Consider the following 17,261-nt stretch of genomic DNA (forward strand, 5'->3'; position numbering starts at 1 on the left):
AATTGACCGCTTCAACTCAAAATTTATTGCTCAAAACGTATCTACCCATCTACTCCTTAATGCCGCTAAAGTTTTGAAACCAGCCTTTTTTCCAAAAGTAGAGAACCAGTCCCAGGGCAATCACCCCCATCACGCCAAGACACAATGGATAGCCCCAATACCAGTTCAACTCTGGCATATTCCAGGGCGATCGCTCCGTGTTGAAGTTCATTCCATAGATTCCAGCAATAAAGGTCAAAGGGATGAAAATCGTCGAAATAATCGTCAATAATTTCATCACTTCGTTCATGCGATTACTGACTGAGGAGAGATAGACATCCATCAAGCTAGATGCCAGTTCGCGATACGTTTCCACCATGTCTAACACTTGCACCGAGTGGTCATAACAATCCCTCAAGTAAATTCGCACTTCATCACTGACCAGAGGGCTACTATCACGAATGATGGCGTTAATAGCATCCCGTTGAGGCCATATTGCCCGGCGCAACGTTAGCAATTGTCGCTTCAACTCATAGATCTTCTCCAGAGTTTGGTGGGTGGGGCACATCACCACTTCGTCCTCCAGTTCTTCGATGCGCTCACCATAGGTTTCCAAAACTGGGAAAAAGCCATCAACGATGGTGTCCAGGAGGGTATACGCCAAATAGTCTGCTTTGTGTTTGCGAATGGTACCTTTTGACGTCCGAATGCGATCGCGGACTGGGTTGAAGGTGTCGTACTCTGGTTCCTCCTGTACCGTCAGCAAATAATGTTTTCCCAATATGAAACTTACTTGCTCGCTGACAAATCCATTGCCGCTCTGCTTGGGAATGACCATCCGAGCAATAATTAACAACTGATCCTCATATTCCTCCACCTTGGGGCGTTGAGGCACGTTCACGACATCCTCTAGCACCAGGGGATGCAGGCTAAAGACCCGCCCCAACCGCTGCAAAATATCTTCACTGCCAAGCCCTTGCACATCCACCCAGGACACAGATTCCGTATCCAGGTAAGGTGTGCAATCCTCTGGGGCTTGAATCTGCACACGAGCTGCCATCTCCTCGGAATAGTCGATCAGGACAATTGAGGGGATGGGTGCATCGTCTTCAATGGTGAGTGTTCCGGGTAGGCTGCCTGGCTCGTGATACGAGTAGTCAACATAAGACTCTTGTTCCTCCTCATCCTCTATCTCGTTCAATCGGAGAGAAGTTTTAGCCGTTTTACGTAGCAGTTTTACTGGGTCAGAAGTCATAAACGATGTTTGAGAGAACGCAGGAAATTTGTCGGCGATTGAATGAAATTAGGCGGTTTGGAGCGATTAGAGCTTCTAAATCAGTAGCCAGAATCACTCTTCTGATTGAGGTAGAGTCCTGCCCAAGGTAGAACTGCCTGATCCAGCCTGTGAGTTACGTTCAGGATATCTAAATAAACTACTCAAAACTGAGTTAGTAAATTTTGATTCACCATTTCTTTTGAATCGCCATTCTAGCCGAGTTCTATAAAAAACCATGAGAAACTCAACTGATCGGGATGTGGTCGAGCGCGACCTGGAGATACGTAGAGAGAGCCAAATTGCTCGCGACAACGCCAATGCAGCCGGTAGTTTTGCTCTAGGGATTGCCTTGATTTCCCTTGTTGGGGTTGTTATTGCGATGTTTGTCTTTGATCAGGGTAACGAGCCAACGGCTCCTGCTCAACAGCAACAACCCCCTGACGTAAATATCACCGTTCCTTCACCCGTAGCTCCAGAAGCACCCATCGTGCCTGATGCTCCAGATATTAATATCCAGGTGCCTGAAAGTCAGGCTCCTGTCGCCCCTCAGCCTGTCGCACCCGAACCTGAAGCGGTTGCACCTGCACCTGAGGCATTGCCTGCTCAACCGCCGCAATAATTCAGAGAGGTTTGCTTGCTTAGCTCCCCAGAATCTTAAAGATTTCGGGGAGTTTAGTCTTAAATATCGTACCCAAACAGATTAGGATCGACCTCGCCCAGTTGCAGATCTGCCAAGCCATATTCTGCCCAGCGGCGATCAACCATGGCTGCCGTTGTCAGGTCTGACTCCAGCGGTTCACCCCACGGGTGATCGGTTTCAGGAGGAATTTTGGTTGTCGCATCGATGCCCATCCGTCCACCCAAGCCAATTTTTTCACTGGCAAAGTCCAGCGTATCGAAAGGGGTTTCCGGCAGAATAAACACATCCCGTACCGGATCAACCTTAGAGGCGATCGCCCATACAACCTGACGTGGATCGCGGATATTGATCTCTTTATCCACCACAATCACAAATTTGGTGTAAGTGAACTGCGGTAACGCACTCCAGAAGGCTAATGCGGCGCGTCTTGCCTGCCCCGGATAGGCTTTGTCGATGGAGATAATCGCTGCCTTGTAGCTCAACGCCTCCATCGGCAAAAAGAAGTCAGTAATCTCAGACACCTGTTGCCGCAGAATGGGGGTGTAGATGCGGTTTAAGGCGATCGCCATCATCGCTTCTTCCTTCGGTGGGCGACCGCTAAATGTCGTTAGATAAATCGGGTCACGTCGATGGGTCATGCACTGAAAACGAATCAGCGGAGAATCCTCTACCCCACCGTAGTAACCCATGTGGTCGCCAAAGGGACCGTCCGGTAATACTTCACCTGGGGTGATCGTGCCCTCTAAAACAAACTCTGAATCGGCAGGGACTTCTAAATCTACAGTCTTGCACTTTGCCAAGTGTACTCCCGACCCGCCATACAGCCCTGCAAACAGCCATTCTGATAGGTCAACCGGGATGGGCGTTGCGGCTGCCATAATGATTAGCGGATCAACCCCCAGGGCGATCGCCACCTCTAATTTTTTGCCCTTCTCTGCCGCTTTGCGTAAATGTCTGGCTCCACCCCGCACCGACAACCAATGCACCGTCATCGTATTGTGGGATTGTAATTGCAACCGATAGACGCCCACATTGGGAATGCCTGTCTCACAGTCTTTGGTGATGACCAAGCCTAAAGTGATAATCTTGCCTGCGTCTCCTGCATAGGGACGAATCATGGGAATTTGGTTCAGATCCAGATCATCCTTCTGAACCACGACTTGATGACAGGGGGGTAACAAATCCCGACTGGGTTTTGCCCGCACTAAATCAAACAGGACTTTACCAAAAGCCACTGCCTGGGAGAGCTTTTTGGGGGGTTTGGGCTGTTGTAGCATTCCCAACTTCTGCCCCAGAGCTTCTAACTCCTGGGGATGCTCCATGTTCATCGCCCAGCAAATTCGCTCCACAGTGCCCATGACGTTGATCGCGACAGGGTGAGGTGAGCCCTTGACGTTTTCAAACAACAACGCTGGACCACCTCGTTGCAACATTCGCTGACTAATTTCAGCAATTTCTAAATCTGGATCAACTGGAGCTGTGATGCGTTTGAGTTGACCCCGCTGTTCAAGCTGTTTGAGGAATCCCCGCAGATCTCGCGCCATAGTGAAGAAATGTAAACCATCTCCTCTCATTATGAGGGGAGATGGAACGAGAATGCTGCTTTATTTAGCGGAACATGCTGCTCACTGAGCTATCTTCGTGAATACGCCAGATGGTTTCACCCAGCAGATTCGCGACAGAGAGCACTGTGAGTTGGTCAAAACGATTGTTTTCTGGAACCGGGATCGTATTGGTGATGATTACTTCTTCAAAGATCCCCGTTGACAGTCGTTCGATCGCAGGTGGAGAAAAGACAGCATGAGTCGCGCAGGCATAGACCTGGCTTGCCCCTTCTTGGCGCAATAACCGCGCCCCTTCAGAAATGGTTCCGGCGGTGTCGATCATGTCATCAACCATGATGGCTGTTTTGCCTTTGACATCCCCGATCACATTTAACACTTCAGCCACGTTGTGGGCTTGTCGGCGTTTGTCAATGATTGCCAAGGGTGCATCCCCTAGCTTTTTGGCAAACGCTCTAGCACGAGCAACCCCTCCCACGTCAGGAGAGACGACCACAATATCTTCTAACCCCTTGCTGTTGAGGTAATCCAAAATCACTGGAGAACCGTACACATGGTCAAAGGGAATATCGAAATAGCCTTGAATCTGAGCAGAGTGCAAATCCATTGCCAATACTCGACTGGCTCCAGCCTGGGTGATCAAGTTGGCGACCAGTTTGGCAGTGATGGATTCACGACCTGCTGTTTTGCGATCGGCTCTGGCGTAGCCGTAGTAGGGAATGACCGCTGTAATTTGGCGGGCAGATGCTCGACGACAAGCATCAATCATAATCAACAGTTCCATCAGGTTGTCATTTACCGGATGACAGGTTGGTTGCATCAGATAAACGTCACAGCCTCGGATGGACTCCTGGATCTGGATGTATAGTTCTCCATCGGCGAACCGTTTACGAACCATCGGTCCTAAATCCATGCCCAGGTAGCGGGCTACCTCTTGAGCGAGGGGCACGTTCGCTGAACCAGAAAATAGCCTCAGACGGTTGTTGTCAGATAAAGGAGAAAGAGGAGGCTGAAGAGTCAGAGTGGCAGAACGGATCACGACAGGTCCTCGCAGCATGAATTCACCGCAATATTATCATCCTAGTTTTAAAACATCTGCTAGAGTTTCTTCGGAATTTATAAATCAAGGTTTATTGATATTGCGGTGTTGACTTAACACAATAAATAATGAATTAGATTGAGTAATTTTAAGGATATTGAAGCAGAAGGCGAAATAAGATCGATTAAATTTTTGGAAATTGCTAAACCTTTTCAGGTTAATGACTCAGGATCGCGGATTTATTAAATCCGCAAACGGTACGGACGGTTTTAGCGGATCAGTCTTCACCTTGCAATGGATTCGACGGCAAAAACCCGCCCCTATCAGATACAGACCTAACCATTTTTACCAAACGCTTTGCCAAACTCAGTGGGAGCCATTGATGACAGTTTTATGTGCTGAGCCGTGTGTGCTGAACTCCAGGCTAATCTAAAACGGTTACCCACATATTAATTTTATTCTAGCGTTCTGTCTTTAGGTTGACATGGCACAAGAAAACCACAGAGCAAGAAACAAGTGTTTTCGACTCTGTGGTTTTCAATAGCTCAAATTAATTTTGCCAACTTAAATGACCGAGTGAGCGATGTGACTAAACCTAGAGGTTGCCATTCCGAAATGCTAGGACGACGATCACCGCAGGACCAGCAAGCATGATCATCGCTACCAGAGTTAACTGGGCGATCGCTTCCCAGTTGATGCTACCAAGGGTGCTAACTAGAGTGTCCATTCATTCCCCCAACGACTCAATAAGTTTGTTATCTAATCTGAAAGACTAGCTCACATTCTACCCCTGAATGGGACTCGTTTTCTCATCTGATTTACAAACTCAATAACATTCCTGAGGGGATTTTGTGAGATGAGTGGGTTCCTCAGAAACACAGTAGCGCAGCATTTAGGATGGTATGGGAGAGCGGCACATCGGTCGCGATCTGATGTTGACCTTGAGAGGACGAATGAATGGCGACTTGGCGTTGTGTGAAACAGTGTGGGGCGTGTTGTCATCTTGATCCCCGCGATCGCCCCGATTTAGAAGCGTATCTTGCGCCCGATGACCTGGCACTTTATCACAGCATGGTCGGTATCGATGGCTGGTGCGTTAACTTTGACCATGATAGTCGCGAGTGTCGAATTTACAGCGATCGCCCCCGGTTTTGTCGAGTTGAGGCAGAGACATTTCAACAGATGTATGACATTGAGCCGGAAGAGCTAAACGAGTTTGCGATCGATTGTTGTCGGCAGCAGATCGAAGGGGTGTATGGCGATCGGAGTTTGGAGATGATTCGGTTTGATCAGGCGATGCTGGAGGGGTGAGAAAAAAAGAAAGAAGAAAGAAAAAGGAAGAGAGAAAACGGGAAAGAATGAAAGATGAAGGATAAAGGATAAAGGGTGAAGGGTGAAGGATGAAAGATGAAGGATAAAGGATGAAGGGTGAAGGGTGAAGGGTGAAGGATGAAGGATGAAGGATGAAGGATGAAGGATGAAGGATGAAGGATGAAGGGTGAAGGATGAAGGGTGAAGGGTGAAGGGTGAAGGGTGAAGGGTAAAGGGTGAAGGGTGAAGGTTGGAGGTGGGTGGATGGTCAGGATGACAGATCAACTTTTAAGCAACATATCCTGAAGGGATGGAGTGTAGATTGCATAGGTGACATCTCCCCAGAGCTATTCATCTTTGGAGAGTGAATTATGACTAATCCTATGAAACTGAACTCGTGGATGACCGCTTTACTAGCAGCAGGATTTGCACTGACCAGCACAGGCTGCACCGTCACGTTTACATCGGATGCTGCGCCAACCTCGTCTCCTGTAATCGCAAATGCTGCAAACCCGACGGCTGCTCTTCCAACCTCTGCTGATGTCACAGGCACCTGGCAGATCACTGAAGCCAAAGGAATTGACGGCACGACTTACACAGGGCAGGTAGACATTCAGTCGTTGGGGGACGTTTATCGTCTGACATGGGATAGCTCAATTGGCAGCTATAAAGGCATTGGTTTTTTGGTTGAAGATCAGCTTTTTGTTGGCTCTGGTACTGATGTAGAAGAGTATGGAGTAGGCGTCTACCGCATTCAGCCCGATGGAACGCTGGAGGGACAGTGGACGTTGCCGTCTTCAGAGGGTCAAGTGGGAACAGAAACCGCCACCAAGAGTGGAATCGGACTGACAGGAACTTATCAAGTTCAGGGAGTGAACCCCAACAACGAAGGCGATTATGAAGGTACACTGGAAATCCAGCAGACTGGAGATACTTACCAGTTGAGTTGGGAGGTTGGCAGTGATGTCTACACTGGAGTTGGGCTGCGCTCTGGAGATTGGTTAGCCGTCAGTTGGGGAGAACCTGGTAGCTTTGGAGTGATGGCGTTTGCGATCGCCGACAATACGATGAGTGGTCGCTGGGCAGTCCCCGATGAAACCCAACTGGGAGTCGAAAACTTAGCACGTTAAAACGAAGGAATTATGGTTGAGGTTCAACCCAATCGTGAATGGTGGGCGCAACGCTGGATCGATGTTTTGGAATCATTTGGCTGGCGACGACGACTGGAGCGTGCTCGCAATTATGCTCGTCAGGGCAACGTGCTGAACATCGATTTTAAGGGAGCCAAAGTATCTGCGCTGGTGCAGGGAACGGCTCCAGAACCTTATAAAGTGTCGTTGTCGCTTGATCCATTCCCGGATGAGCAGTGGCAGTATGTGATCGAGTCAATGGCAGAACGGGCAATTTTCTCAGCCAAATTATTAGCTGGAGAGATGCCCCAAAACATTGAGGAAGTGTTTACTGCAAATGGGTTGAGCCTATTTCCGTTTACCAAGTTCGATATCCACAGCAAATGCTCCTGCCCTGACCCTGCAAATCCTTGCAAACACATCGGGGCGGTGTATTACGTCTTGGGCGATCGCTTCAGTGAAGATCCGTTTGTATTGTTTCAACTGCGGGGACGCACGAAAGAAGAGATTATTAGTGCGCTGCGTCAGTTTCGCAGTACGGCAACCAGCGAGGCAACCGAGGCAACGCAAGGCATTGCTTCCGATGGAGAAATTGCCGAGGCCCATCTTGCTTCTGCTGCCCATCCGCATCCGCCCATCAATCTTGACCATTTTTGGGATTATGATGCTCAACTGGAACCTTCTCTGGTGGTGATCGCTCCTCCACCGAGCAGTGAAACCGTGTTAGATATTCTAGGTACGATTCCTTTTAAGGAAGGATCGGGGAACGCGGCTGTAACTCAAATTCAGTTGGTGATGGAACACCTGAAATCAGTCTATGGTCAGGTAAGTCAGCAGGCAGTATTAACTGCTATGAATACGGGTAAAACAGACTTCTAGCACTTTGGAAAGCAGATGATGAGGTTACGTGGGCGACGGTTGGCGGTTGCAATAGGGGCGATGGGGATGATGCTGGGTGCTATTGCTGCGCCTGCTGCTCGGAGTCAAGAGCCTGCTTTCATGACCGACCCTTTGAGTGTTGAGTTAGATACGGCTTTGCTCTCACCAGAGGTGGTGTTGCAGGCGGATGGTCCCATCATGCGTCATGACACGATCTCCCAACAAGATATTACTGCTCCCAGTTTGTGGTGGGCAAATGAGCAGTTTGGCGGCAAGTTAGTTAATAGTTGGCTTGCCTATTCTGGCACGGATGGAAATTTGCGCCGCGTTGATATGGTTGTCAATCAACAGGTCTGGAGTCTTTACACCTATTTTGAGCGGTATGGCTTTGTCACTCAAATGGGGACTGCTGCCTGGGATTATCGCTATAACATGCGGATCTTTAATCGCGATCGCGAATTGTTAGCTGCATATATGTGCGAACCGGGAACAGTCGCCAGCATAGTTGACACACAGCCTGCTAGCTCACCCCCCTGTGAGGTCACGTTTTACGTGTGTGAATCACTCGAAACAGTGATCTCTCAACCGCAAACAGATGCTCCTCGGCGGATTGATTACTGCCGTGAAGACGAGGCATCGGGTGGCGCAGCTAGAGACCCTAACCCATTTGGCGAACCTTAGCCCAGAGGCGACGATATTCCTCGATAGTATCGGGTGATAGGGGCAGCAAAAACTCGCTGCTCTCCAAAATGTCGGCAGATGGCAGCAACAGGGCGTTTGCTCGGAGCGTTTCGGGGAGAGTGTCGCGATTGGTTCGGAGTAGCTGGGGGGAGGCAGATAATCCCAACAGAGCCAGCTGAATCACTGTCTCAGGTTGCCAGCAAAAGTCAATCCATTGAGAAGCAAGGGAAGCGTCGTTCGTAGGTGCTCCTGCGGGGCGCACCCACAGGTCAGCCGTCAAAATTGTCCCTGATGCCGGAACGACAGCTGCAATCCGGCGATCGCTGTCTGCTATGCGCAAAATGTCAGTAGACCAACCCACGGCTGCCCAGGTATCGCCGAGCAACAGTGGTTGTAGATAGGCATTGGAGCTATAAAACTTTGTCTGCTGGTGTAACGTGGTTAGCTGTGATGCAACGGCATCATCCAGGCGATCGCTGTTGACCGATTGTCCCAGTTCTTTCAACACCATGCCAATTGTGGCTCTGGGGCTATCCAGCAGTGAAATTCGCCCCTGCAACTCCGGTCGCCACAGGTCACTCCAGTCTGTAGGTTGCCAACCCAGTTCTCCAAATTCCTTGGGTCGATAGGCGATCATCAACGTGCCCCAACGGTAGGGGGCAGCCCAAATGTCCCCATTAGGGTCAGGTTGTCCCTGAGCGTTGCGGGTTACTAACGTCTGAAACTTGGCATCCAGTTGTTGTAAGCCGCTCACTTCTGTCGATGCAAAGGGAGCAATTAACCCCTGAGCGATCGCGGTCGTCAGCCAAAAGTCGCCTAACGTCAACAAATCGGCTTGATCAGTCGTTGGTTTTCTGCCTACGAGCGGCACCCACTCCGGTAAGCCACTTCTCTGCTCTGTTGTTTGAGCCTCCTTCCAGGCCACCAACAGGTCATACAACTGAACCAGTTGTGGTAGGGGCACTGCATCTAATGCGATACGTTGCTCTAACTGACGCTGAAACTGCTTGAACAACTGCACCGGAATGGAGTTCTCTAACATCTGAATACTTAAACTCGGTGATGTCTGAGAACGGCAACTTGGCAGTAGGGAACTGAGTGCCAGCGCACCTAACCCCAGTAAGAGCGATCGCCGCTTGAAGGTCATTCCGTATCTCTTTGTTTAGATCTGAATCAACTGCTACAGACCGATTATAGTCAGTTGTTATCTCTAATGTTTGACAAGTTGGCAGAATCGCAATGACATCAACCTTGACCAATAACCTTTAACAACCGCTAGTGGGCGATCGCTCAATTTTGCTTTGGAGTGATAAAAATGGGTCGTTTTCTCTACAAATCACCGCTCTGCACCGATGGTCAAGGAAACGTAAGAACTCAACATAATTTTATTATGTCTATCTAGAACCTACAGCCTGATAAATTCTAGACCGGAGTGCGATCGCCAAGCTAATTTCTGTAAGTATGATGGCATCTCGATTAGAGCGGTTTTCTTGAAACTATGAAATGGCTAAAAGTTTGGTTTCAGGGACTTTGAAACGGTCTGATCAAGATTTGAATCAGTTACAAAACTTTCAATCTTAATGATTGAAAACTTACTCAAAAGTTAAATGATTCAGGAATATAGCTAATAACAGGTATCACACTCTCTAATATAGAGGAGCGAATTATCAACGATTTCATAAGGCGTCACATGGATTCACTCCAAGAACAAATTACTATCTTGAATATTAAAGTTGACGCACTGTATCAACTGATTGAACAGGTCAGCGAAAAGGCAACTTCAATCCTGACTGAAGTTCAAAGCGATTCAACCACTGGCAACACACCTTTGGTATCAGGAAATACCTTAGGGCGTTCCTACAGTCGCGGTGGTTATGATGCTGCAATGGAGCACAAAGATGTGTTGTCCGATGCAGGTTATTCGGATGGCGACAGCCACAGCGGTGAACGGACTTTGTCTCCTGAAGTTCAGATTCAACGACTGACCGCACAGTTGACAGCTGCTTATAACCGCATCGCTGCCTTAGAGGAGCAGCTTCTAGCGCGACGAATTCACACCTGAAACCACTTCTACAAATGGAGCAACATAACACTTGGGTAGGGGTATGACATGTCATGCCCCTACTCGTTTTTTGGAGCTACTGTTTCGATTGATGTAGGTTCTCTGAGGGTCTTACCAAGAGGACTACAGGGGGTCGTTGATTGAGCACAGCTTTATATTGAATTGGTATTAATCTTGTTCAAGCTTGAGTTTGCGGTCTGCCAACGCTTCGATGGCATAGAGCAAATCTGGTTGACTCCACCCTTTGAGATGGGAAGCGATCGCACATCCCCCTGCGCCGACCCCTTCTTTGACATAACCCTGCTCATAGGCACGCAGTTGGGCATAACGCGAATTAGCAAAGCTCAGATTTGTGGCGATGAGAGGCGCATTCAGCAAGTTGGCTAAGCCAACCGTGTCTCCTGTCGGATCGTCTGCTACCCAGCGAGTTGTGCCCACGATGACTTGGTGTGAATCCCAGGAAAGATTCTGGGTTGTGGCGATCGCCTGTATCAGGGCGTAGACCGCCAGCATTTGGGTGCCTCCGGCTAACAAGACCCCGACTGTGCGACTGGCAGCGATCGCCATACCTGCTACGACAATTTGCATGGGATCTCCCACGGCTGCAACGACCTTCAGTGGATCAGACGTTACGCCAGATTTTAAGAGAGGCGATCGCGCTAAACCTGACTGCACAATGTCCCATTTTTGAGCGTGGTTGCAACTGGGGTGACTGCTATTGACTTTGCCAGTTGCGTCCCAACCTAATCCAGTCAATAGGGCGAGTGCGGTCGTTGTACCGCCTACAACACATTCTCCCAAGATTAAATAACCCTGGGGCACCTGGCCTGCCAGTTTTTCACCCCACATCAAGCCCTGTTGCAGCAGGTGATGTACTATCTCCAAATCTAATGCATGTCCTTCGCTGACACATCGAGCGGGCATGCCCCCTAAATCAATCGTTGGCACGGTTGGAGCGTGTCTCAACCCTGCGTTGAAGATGTAGGTTGGCAGAGCATGTCCCTCAACCACTGCTCGTGAAATCAGCGTCGGGGATGCCCCAGCCATGAGCGGCGGTAAGGGATATTGGGGATGGGCTTGAGGACCGTTGTAGAGAAACTCAGCATCGGCGATCGCGGTAAATTGGCGATCGGTTGGAGTGGCTCCCGCTGCCGAAATTCCCGGAAGCAACCCTGTCTCGGTAAACCCCAGCACGCAGGCAAAAACCGCATCTTGTCCCTGAAATCGCTCAATCCAGGCTTGGCTTAAGTCAGGTTGGGTGTAGATTTTGGTGGTCATTAGTCAATGGTCAATGGTCAATTGTGAATCGTGCTGGGTGCTGAGTTGATGGTCAATGGTTGATGGCTGATGGTCAATGGGCAATGGTGAATAGTGCTGAGTTGATGGTCAATGGTCAATGGTTGATGGTCAATGGTCAATGGTTGATGGTCAATGGTCAATGGTTGATGGTTGATAGTCAATGGTTGATGGTCAATGGTTGATGGTTGATGGTCAATAGTTGATGGTCAATTTTGTACAGACGCGATAAATCGCGCCTCTTCCCTCTTATCCTTCAGCCTTTATCGTTTATCCTTTTTCTTTCTTCCCTCTTCCCTTCTTATCCTTCAGCCTTTATCCTTCAGCCTTTTTCTTTCTTCCCTCTTCACTCTTCCTCTAACAACACCTGCACCCACTCTGGCGGGTCGGGAATGGGGTTGCCTACTCGCTCTAGCAACAGCCATGACGCAAGATGCACGGTGAAGAGGTAGACAAAATCACTGAATAGGACAATCCCAATCGTGACAGCTTGAACTAAGGGCAGGTTGACCTGTCCCAAAACACCGATATCCAACAGGTTCCAATCTACTAAACGAGTGAGTGCCCATCGCACTAAATCTGAGATGCGATTGGTCAGGTAAGCCCACAGATCTTCGTTCAGGAAAATCGAGAGTAACCAGACTCGAAAGAAGAAGCCAAACGTCGAGATTAACGTACCTACGCTAATGGAAAACAGCCAGGAACTGCGACGACGCCACATGGCTCCTAGCTGCACCCCCAGCAATCCGTAGGGGATGATGAATAACAGGCTGAGATAGGGTCCCATCAGCACCGAGAGCAGTAAGCCCGTCACCAAAGCTGACATCCAGGCAGCACGCGGTCCCCAACGCAAGTACACCAGGGCGATCGGGGCTGGAAAGAAGATTCTCATCCAGGGAACCAGACTCAGGTAATAGCTGGCGAGCCAAAGCAATCCGGCAGTGCTAGCCAGAAACGCTGTCTCCACCATGACCAGGGCTGGGCTGGTGACCTTTACTCCCGCACCATTGCGTTTGGTGCGACTGCCCCGATTTTGGTGGGGATGAACCTCTGTTGCCTCCAATTCATCCCACAATGCCTGTTCGTCTGCGGCGTCAGGTTGTGGCTCCGATGCCGCCGGAGGTTGAATTGGGTCATCTGGATAATTGGGAGGGGAAGCACTCATGCAACAGTGGCAACGCTCATCACAGACAGGGCTAATCTACTCTAACGCTAGATGGGGCGATTACCCCATGGGGAAGTGCTTTGCATCGCAATTTTGGAAACGGAACGTGAAGCAGATTATTGAGCAACTCGGTCGTGCGATCGCCCCACTTGTGGATAAAAAGTCTTGCCCAAAGGAATATGTGGGAGTTCACCTCTGCCACCGTACAATTCGGAGATACTGAATTTTCTATATTAAATTCTTCCCTGCGCCCCATGACCTACTGCCTCGGCATCATTACTCAATATGGACTCGTGATTGCGGCTGACTCTCGCACCAATGCCGGAGTAGATTATATTTCGACCTATCAAAAGCTGTTTGATTTTTCAAAATCGGGCGATCGCATTATTTTGATTAGCACTTCGGGCAACCTCTCCATTACCCAGGCGATGTTGAATGCGCTGCGCTATGACTTGAGACAAAATGAAGCGGAGAATCTTTACACCTTTACCCGGTTTTACGACATCGCTCGTTATGTCGGCAGCAAAATTCGGCAAATTCAAGAGCAAGACCGTCCCTGGCTAGAGCGGGAGGGCATTGACTACAGTTGTAACTGCATTGTGGGTGGACAGGTCAAAGGCGAAGACCCCGAACTCTATCTGGTCTACAGTCAGGGCAACTGCATTCAAGCCATGCCCGAAACCCCATTTCTGCAAATTGGCGAAACCAAGTATGGCAAACCCATTCTCGATCGCACCCTAACCTTTGAAACGTCGCTTGAAGATGCGGCAAAGTGCGCCATTCTCTCGATCGACTCCACCATGAAGTCCAACATTTCAGTGGGTCCGCCGATCAATCTGGTGATGTATGAGGCGCACAGTTTCACGATCAAACATCAGTTGCGGCTGCGAATTGGTGACCCTTACCTAGCGGAGATTCGCAAAGTTTGGGAGAAGTGCCTGAAACATGCGTTTGATGAAATGCCTAATTTGAATTGGGCACACATTCAAGACCCAGGCATCGACGATATTTTCACCGATTAACTAGAAGTGAACCTCTGACCACAACTCAGGCGACTCAAGGTAAGGGTTCATGCCGGGAAACTTTGGTTTCATTGCAACAGCAAGTGAGATGGAATGTTGCTCTCGATGTAACGCTTTAGGGACTTGGGATAGTGCGATCGCCCTATCGTTGGGTCACTTCGCCCAGTGCTTCCTGGATGACTTCATTACTCACACCTCGACGCTTTAAGCTGTCAATCAGGGCAGAAACTGTATCTCCTTCTAAACGTTCTAAATCAGCCCGAAGTCCTTGCCCAATATAAGCACGCACAAGGGGTTGATAGCCCGAAAATCCAAGCAATGGGGCAACTCGTTTCAAATCTTCAATCACATCTTCGGGAATCCGAATGGTGATCGTCGTCATCGGTCGATTTCGATCTAACCGCTTTTTTAATGCTTCAGCTTTCATACCAGGCGAAGGTAATGCTGTTGAGTACGAAATACACGTCCATACTTCGCAGTGTCAATAGAATGTATTAATGTATTTACGTTGTCAATACTTTATCTTGTTTTTCAACCCAAATAGGAGTGCGATCGCCCCACCAGTAAATGATTTCGATAAGATTCAATTAAGTAAATCAATTCTTTCACAGATAAACCGAATCGTGTCTCCTACATTGATATCTCCAGGCAGTGGGGCACTGAGTTCTAAAAGGATTAACCCCACACTCACAATTCCCTTTTCAAAATCCATTACTTGCCCACAGATTTCATATTTGAGGGTTGAATTGATTCTATTAAAATTAAGAGAACTTGAAGCTATTTTTTCAATTCCCTTAGTTTCAAATGCTAATAAAGGTTGTTTAACTAGATCGGCGATCGTCTTATTACAAGGTTGACAAAAAGCTACACATTTATAATTACCATCTGTTATTGTGACAAGAGCTTCCTTAGCATCGTTTGAAAGATACTCAATCTCTTTAATAGTTGCACCATTTAATAACATTTTAAGCTTGAATACATTGGATATTTTTATAGAATTAAGTACGCTATTGTTCACTGGAAATGCTCAAAGAGATGGCGATCCCACATCTTAGCCCTATAAAAATTCGCGGGCTTTTTCTAAATGAGTAATGTGATGAATAGTTCCTGCTGATGTGCCTCTACCTTGCCGGATGGCATCAAATTTCCTTTTAACATAGACGTAGTGCTGATCAAGCTCACGATACTTATTTAAAAAATCACGATCAATATCAATCCAAACATCCTCATTAATCCCATATTGGTAATAATCTTTTAAGGGATAAGACGCTTAATATTTCACTTTTATCAATTACAAGCAACTTGTTGAGCAACATATTAATTTGCAAATATTTCTGCCCACCAATACATTCGGCTATTTACGCCGTAATACTTTAATAAATCCCTCATTTCTGAAGATTCTGCATAGAACAATGGTGTCCACCCAAAAACACCATATCTGGCATTAACATTTGCACCATTTCTAATTAATAATTCAACAATTTCTATCTGATTATTAAGAGTCGCTCGATGTATTGGCGGCAATGCTGATTTACCTCCTTCATTAATATTTGCCCCATAATTAATCAGTAATTCAGCAACATTATGATGCCCATTTTCCGCCGCCATACATAATGGAGTTCCCCCATTACTATCTGCATTTACATCAGCACCCTTCTCTACCAAAAGCTCTACTAAATCAACATGTCCTCTACATGCGGCATAATGCAAAGAAGTCTGAAAATCTTTGGCTTTAGCATCAATTCTCGCTCCTGATTGAATTAATAAATCTGCTATATCTTTGTGTCCAGCAGTGGCAGCAGCCATCAGTGGAGTGATTTCAGGGGACTGAGTTTTGGCGTTAACATCAGCTCCTGCATCAATCAACAATTGAGCGATATTAGGATAGTCTCCCAGCATAGAAAGCAGATGTAACAAAAACATCTCTGCTCGCTCTAAATAAAGACTCCCACCTTGATGTAGATATTCTTCAAAGTAATCCTGCTTTCCCAATAATGCAGCAGCAGAAAGCTCCATTAATGCACCATGAGCGAGTAGGAATTGGGTCATTCTAATTGAGCCTCTCATCGCTGCCATGTTTAAAAGTGATTCACCATATTTATCCTTTTGATGAACATCTGCTCCTGCTTCAACAAGGAATCTTGTAATATCTTCATGACCTTTTAGAATTGCCCAATGCAGAGGTGTTTTTCCATGCATATCCAGTTGATTCAGGTCAACTTTTTCCTTTAAATATGCTCTAACTTGCTCAATGTTTCCCTCTGATGCAGCTACCCATAGACTTGGAGGAGCGGAGGCAACTAGTAAGGATAATTTAGTTGTAATCGTTTTGACAATTGAGTTGGCAATCGGAATGATAATCAGAATTCCTATGGCTATCCAGAATTCAGTTTTCATAATAGAGGTTTAGGTGGCTAAATCCTGTTATGAATCCAACGTAGCTCAAGAAAATAGCGATCGCCTGAATCTAACTGTGTATTAAGCTAAGATACCAGTGTACTTAAGCTGGAAAAGCCTATCCATGAACCTTCTTCTAGAGCGTGAGGCACCGCCCCTACGTGAGGATGAAACAGGAGCAATCCGAGTTGGGGAAACAAGGGTTTTACTGGAGACTGTCATCCGAGCGTTTCAAGATGGTGCATCTCCTGAATCCATCGTTCATCGCTACTCAACCTTATCGTTGTCTGATGTCTATAACACAATCGGTTACTACCTTCGACATCAGGCAAATGTAGAAGAGTATCTACGTCAGAGAGAACAATTGGCGGATACTGTACGACGAAGATTATCTAGCATTCAGCCTGATTTGAGTCTCATTCGCACTCGTTTATTAAACCAACAAAATCCATAAGCCTGGATATGTTGAGTTTTTTGAGTGATGAAAACTTTAACGGTGATATTGTTCGAGGGCTGTTTCTGCGTCAGCCCGATCTTGATTTGCTCCGAGTTCAAGATGTCGGTTTACGAGAAGTAGATGATCCCGCAATTTTGATGTGGGCAGCCAGTAACGATCGCATTCTTATTACACATGATCGGGCAACAATGCCAAACTTTGCCTATGACCGCTTAGTTCGAGGAGAGCCGATGGCAGGGTTATTTGTGGTGGATGACCGAATGCCCATTCGTCAGGCAATCGATGAGTTGTTGCTGCTGGTCAATGAGAGTGAACTAGCAGAATGGCAGGGAATTGTTTTGTACTTACCACTCTGAATCTTAAGA

The 17,261-nt window shown here is 47.7% G+C and carries 22 protein-coding genes; 11 read left to right on the top strand and 11 right to left on the bottom strand.

Annotated features, from left to right (window positions below):
• Positions 1–49: 49 nt before the first annotated feature.
• On the bottom strand, positions 50–1,234 hold the full coding sequence (gene corA / locus H6G89_RS24070) for a magnesium/cobalt transporter CorA (protein ID WP_190511196.1): 1,185 nt from the start codon (positions 1,232–1,234) through the stop codon (positions 50–52).
• A 256-nt stretch (positions 1,235–1,490) separates the two neighbouring features.
• Between corA and H6G89_RS24075 the strand changes: the two genes are divergently transcribed.
• On the top strand, positions 1,491–1,874 hold the full coding sequence (locus tag H6G89_RS24075; RefSeq protein WP_190511197.1) for a hypothetical protein: 384 nt from the start codon (positions 1,491–1,493) through the stop codon (positions 1,872–1,874).
• 59 nt (positions 1,875–1,933) lie between these two features.
• Here H6G89_RS24075 and H6G89_RS24080 read toward each other — a convergent pair whose 3' ends face one another.
• The 3 genes from H6G89_RS24080 to psb30 form a co-directional block, all read right to left on the bottom strand.
• Complete coding sequence (locus tag H6G89_RS24080; RefSeq protein WP_190511198.1) at positions 1,934–3,439, bottom strand: UbiD family decarboxylase; 1,506 nt, start codon at positions 3,437–3,439, stop codon at positions 1,934–1,936.
• A gap of 64 nt (positions 3,440–3,503) precedes the next feature.
• The gene (locus H6G89_RS24085) at positions 3,504–4,496 is read right to left on the bottom strand and encodes a ribose-phosphate pyrophosphokinase (protein WP_309230092.1); all 993 of its coding nucleotides are present in this window, start codon (positions 4,494–4,496) and stop codon (positions 3,504–3,506) included.
• A 595-nt stretch (positions 4,497–5,091) separates the two neighbouring features.
• A complete protein-coding gene (psb30, locus tag H6G89_RS24090) occupies positions 5,092–5,223 on the bottom strand; it encodes a photosystem II reaction center protein Ycf12/Psb30 (RefSeq protein WP_190511200.1) in 132 nt (43 codons plus the stop codon).
• A 230-nt stretch (positions 5,224–5,453) separates the two neighbouring features.
• Here psb30 and H6G89_RS24095 point away from each other — a divergent pair, with 230 nt between their 5' ends.
• From H6G89_RS24095 to H6G89_RS24110, 4 genes are all read left to right on the top strand, one after another.
• On the top strand, positions 5,454–5,807 hold the full coding sequence (locus H6G89_RS24095) for a YkgJ family cysteine cluster protein (RefSeq protein ID WP_190511201.1): 354 nt from the start codon (positions 5,454–5,456) through the stop codon (positions 5,805–5,807).
• 371 nt (positions 5,808–6,178) lie between these two features.
• Positions 6,179–6,937, top strand: coding sequence for a hypothetical protein (locus H6G89_RS24100; RefSeq protein ID WP_190511204.1), 759 nt, complete (start codon positions 6,179–6,181; stop codon positions 6,935–6,937).
• A 12-nt stretch (positions 6,938–6,949) separates the two neighbouring features.
• On the top strand, positions 6,950–7,816 hold the full coding sequence (locus H6G89_RS24105) for an SWIM zinc finger family protein (protein ID WP_190511205.1): 867 nt from the start codon (positions 6,950–6,952) through the stop codon (positions 7,814–7,816).
• Between the two features lie 15 nt (positions 7,817–7,831).
• Entirely contained in the window at positions 7,832–8,497 is a 666-nt protein-coding gene (locus tag H6G89_RS24110) for a hypothetical protein (protein WP_190511207.1), read from the top strand.
• Here the strand turns inward: H6G89_RS24110 and H6G89_RS24115 are convergent.
• Complete coding sequence (locus H6G89_RS24115; RefSeq protein ID WP_190511209.1) at positions 8,475–9,644, bottom strand: extracellular solute-binding protein; 1,170 nt, start codon at positions 9,642–9,644, stop codon at positions 8,475–8,477. The genes H6G89_RS24110 and H6G89_RS24115 overlap by 23 nt on opposite strands.
• A 543-nt stretch (positions 9,645–10,187) precedes the next feature.
• On the opposite strand from H6G89_RS24115, the gene H6G89_RS24120 reads away from it, so the two are divergent.
• Positions 10,188–10,559 carry a hypothetical protein gene (locus tag H6G89_RS24120; protein WP_190511211.1) on the top strand — a complete coding sequence of 124 codons (372 nt, stop codon included), beginning with the start codon at positions 10,188–10,190 and terminating at the stop codon, positions 10,557–10,559.
• A 168-nt stretch (positions 10,560–10,727) separates the two neighbouring features.
• Here H6G89_RS24120 and cobT read toward each other — a convergent pair whose 3' ends face one another.
• Positions 10,728–11,837, bottom strand: a complete 1,110-nt coding sequence (gene cobT, locus H6G89_RS24125) for a nicotinate mononucleotide-dependent phosphoribosyltransferase CobT (RefSeq protein ID WP_190511213.1) — start codon at positions 11,835–11,837, stop codon at positions 10,728–10,730.
• A 62-nt stretch (positions 11,838–11,899) separates the two neighbouring features.
• On the opposite strand from cobT, the gene H6G89_RS24130 reads away from it, so the two are divergent.
• A complete protein-coding gene (locus H6G89_RS24130; protein ID WP_190511310.1) occupies positions 11,900–12,040 on the top strand; it encodes a hypothetical protein in 141 nt (46 codons plus the stop codon).
• Between the two features lie 161 nt (positions 12,041–12,201).
• On the opposite strand, the gene H6G89_RS24135 is transcribed toward H6G89_RS24130, so the two are convergent.
• On the bottom strand, positions 12,202–13,020 hold the full coding sequence (locus tag H6G89_RS24135) for a DUF2232 domain-containing protein (protein WP_190511215.1): 819 nt from the start codon (positions 13,018–13,020) through the stop codon (positions 12,202–12,204).
• On the opposite strand from H6G89_RS24135, the gene H6G89_RS24140 reads away from it, so the two are divergent.
• Both H6G89_RS24140 and H6G89_RS24145 read left to right on the top strand, forming a co-directional pair.
• On the top strand, positions 13,019–13,243 hold the full coding sequence (locus H6G89_RS24140) for a hypothetical protein (protein ID WP_190511217.1): 225 nt from the start codon (positions 13,019–13,021) through the stop codon (positions 13,241–13,243). The two genes, H6G89_RS24135 and H6G89_RS24140, sit on opposite strands and share 2 nt — an antisense overlap.
• A gap of 31 nt (positions 13,244–13,274) precedes the next feature.
• Positions 13,275–14,042: a proteasome-type protease gene (locus tag H6G89_RS24145; RefSeq protein ID WP_190511219.1), complete on the top strand. Its 768-nt coding sequence runs from the start codon at positions 13,275–13,277 to the stop codon at positions 14,040–14,042.
• Here the strand turns inward: H6G89_RS24145 and H6G89_RS24150 are convergent, their stop codons facing one another.
• The 4 genes from H6G89_RS24150 to H6G89_RS24165 form a co-directional block, all read right to left on the bottom strand.
• Entirely contained in the window at positions 14,043–14,114 is a 72-nt protein-coding gene (locus H6G89_RS24150) for a DUF4058 family protein (protein ID WP_199336905.1), read from the bottom strand.
• Between the two features lie 70 nt (positions 14,115–14,184).
• Positions 14,185–14,424 (bottom strand): BrnA antitoxin family protein, encoded by a 240-nt coding sequence (locus tag H6G89_RS24155; protein WP_242060096.1) that lies wholly within the window; start codon positions 14,422–14,424, stop codon positions 14,185–14,187.
• A 201-nt stretch (positions 14,425–14,625) separates the two neighbouring features.
• A complete protein-coding gene (locus tag H6G89_RS24160; RefSeq protein WP_190511223.1) occupies positions 14,626–15,060 on the bottom strand; it encodes a hypothetical protein in 435 nt (144 codons plus the stop codon).
• Between the two features lie 299 nt (positions 15,061–15,359).
• Positions 15,360–16,439 carry an ankyrin repeat domain-containing protein gene (locus tag H6G89_RS24165; protein WP_190511225.1) on the bottom strand — a complete coding sequence of 360 codons (1,080 nt, stop codon included), beginning with the start codon at positions 16,437–16,439 and terminating at the stop codon, positions 15,360–15,362.
• A gap of 124 nt (positions 16,440–16,563) precedes the next feature.
• Here H6G89_RS24165 and H6G89_RS24170 point away from each other — a divergent pair, with 124 nt between their 5' ends.
• Together H6G89_RS24170 and H6G89_RS24175 are read left to right on the top strand one after the other, a co-directional pair.
• Positions 16,564–16,893: a DUF433 domain-containing protein gene (locus tag H6G89_RS24170; RefSeq protein WP_190511227.1), complete on the top strand. Its 330-nt coding sequence runs from the start codon at positions 16,564–16,566 to the stop codon at positions 16,891–16,893.
• Positions 16,894–16,901: 8 nt separating this feature from the next.
• Positions 16,902–17,252, top strand: coding sequence for a DUF5615 family PIN-like protein (locus H6G89_RS24175; RefSeq protein ID WP_190511230.1), 351 nt, complete (start codon positions 16,902–16,904; stop codon positions 17,250–17,252).
• The last annotated feature ends 9 nt before the right edge of the window (positions 17,253–17,261 follow it).

Origin of the sequence: Oscillatoria sp. FACHB-1407, assembly GCF_014697545.1 — a bacterium.
Lineage (GTDB): Bacteria > Cyanobacteriota > Cyanobacteriia > Elainellales > Elainellaceae > FACHB-1407.